This window comes from Erysipelatoclostridium sp. MSK.23.31, assembly GCF_019125875.1.
Classification (GTDB): Bacteria; Bacillota_I; Bacilli_A; order Erysipelotrichales; family Coprobacillaceae; genus Thomasclavelia; species Thomasclavelia ramosa.
In genome coordinates, this window is sequence record NZ_JAHOCB010000101.1 from 1 (window position 1) to 1,375 (window position 1,375).

The 1,375-nt window shown below is 35.5% G+C and carries 1 protein-coding gene; it reads left to right on the plus strand.

What is annotated here, in order from left to right; all coding sequences use genetic code 11:
* Nucleotides 1–20 precede the first annotated feature (20 nt).
* Nucleotides 21–1,352, plus strand: coding sequence for a 6-phospho-alpha-glucosidase (locus KSU54_RS18405; RefSeq protein ID WP_003537319.1), 1,332 nt, complete (start codon nt 21–23; stop codon nt 1,350–1,352).
* Nucleotides 1,353–1,375: the final 23 nt, after the last annotated feature.

A 1,375-nucleotide genomic window follows, 5' to 3' on the forward strand; every position in this document is an offset into this window, starting at 1 on the left:
AAACAGAGGAGAAAAAGAAAATGGAAAAGAAATATTCAGTTGTTATTGCTGGTGGTGGAAGTACTTTCACACCTGGGATTTGTTTATTATTGTTAGATCATATGGATCGTTTTCCAATTAGAAAAATTAAATTTTATGATAATTTTGCGGAACGTCAAGAAACCATCGCTAAAGCCTGTGAAATTTATTTAAAAGAAAATGCACCAGAAGTTGAGTTCGCTTATACTACTGATCCAGAAGAAGCTTTTACTGATGTTGACTTCGTTATGTGTCATATTCGTGTTGGATTATATGCAATGCGTGAAAAAGATGAAAAGATTCCAATGAAATATAATGTTGTTGGTCAAGAGACTTGTGGTCCTGGTGGAATTGCTTATGGCATGCGTTCTATTGGCGGGGTTATTGAAATTCTGGATTACATGGAAAAATATTCTCCAAATGCCTGGATGTTAAATTATTCTAATCCAGCTGCCATCGTAGCTGAAGCAACAAGAAGATTACGTCCTGATTCTAAGATCTTAAATATCTGTGACATGCCAATCGATCTTGAAGAAAAGATGGCTAACATGGTAGGGTTAAAGTCACGTAAAGAGATGTCTGTTGGATATTATGGATTAAACCACTTTGGATGGTGGCATAAAATTGAAGATAAAGACGGTAATGACTTAATGCCGGAAATCAAGAAGCATATGGCAGCTAATGGTTTTGCAGATGCACTGTCAGGAACGAATCAGCACGTGGAACAAAGCTGGATTGAAACATTCGCAAAAGCAAAAGATGTTTATGCATTAGATCCAGAAACAATCCCAAACACATATTTAAAATATTATTTATATCCTGATTATGTAGTAGAACATACTAATCCGGAACATACACGGGCAAATGAAGTAATGGAGCATCGAGAAAAGAATATTTTTACAGCTTGTAGAAAGATCATTGAAAAAGGAACAGCTGTAGACGGAGGGTTTGAACCAGATGCGCATGCTGAATATATTGTTGACTTAGCTTGTGCAATTGCTAAAAACACTAAAGAAAAAATGTTATTGATCGTACCGAATGAAGGAGCAGTAGAAAACTTTGACCGTACGGCAATGGTAGAGATTCCATGTATCGTAGGAAGCAGCGGATATGAAAGAATCTGTCAGGGATCAATTCCACAATTCCAAAAGGGATTAATGGAACAACAAGTATCAGTAGAGAAATTAGTAGTAGATGCATGGATAACAGGAAGCTATCAAAAATTATGGCAAGCAATCACATTATCAAAAACAGTACCAAGTGCAAGAGTAGCGAAATTAATCTTAGATGATTTAATTGAAGCGAATAAAGATTTCTGGCCTGAATTGAAATAAGATGTTAAAACTATTTAAAAAGA

Coding starts and splice junctions, on each gene's coding strand:
- KSU54_RS18405 (WP_003537319.1), top strand. CDS start 21: ATGGAAAAGAAATATTCAGTTGTTATTGCTGGTGGTGGAAGTACTTTC.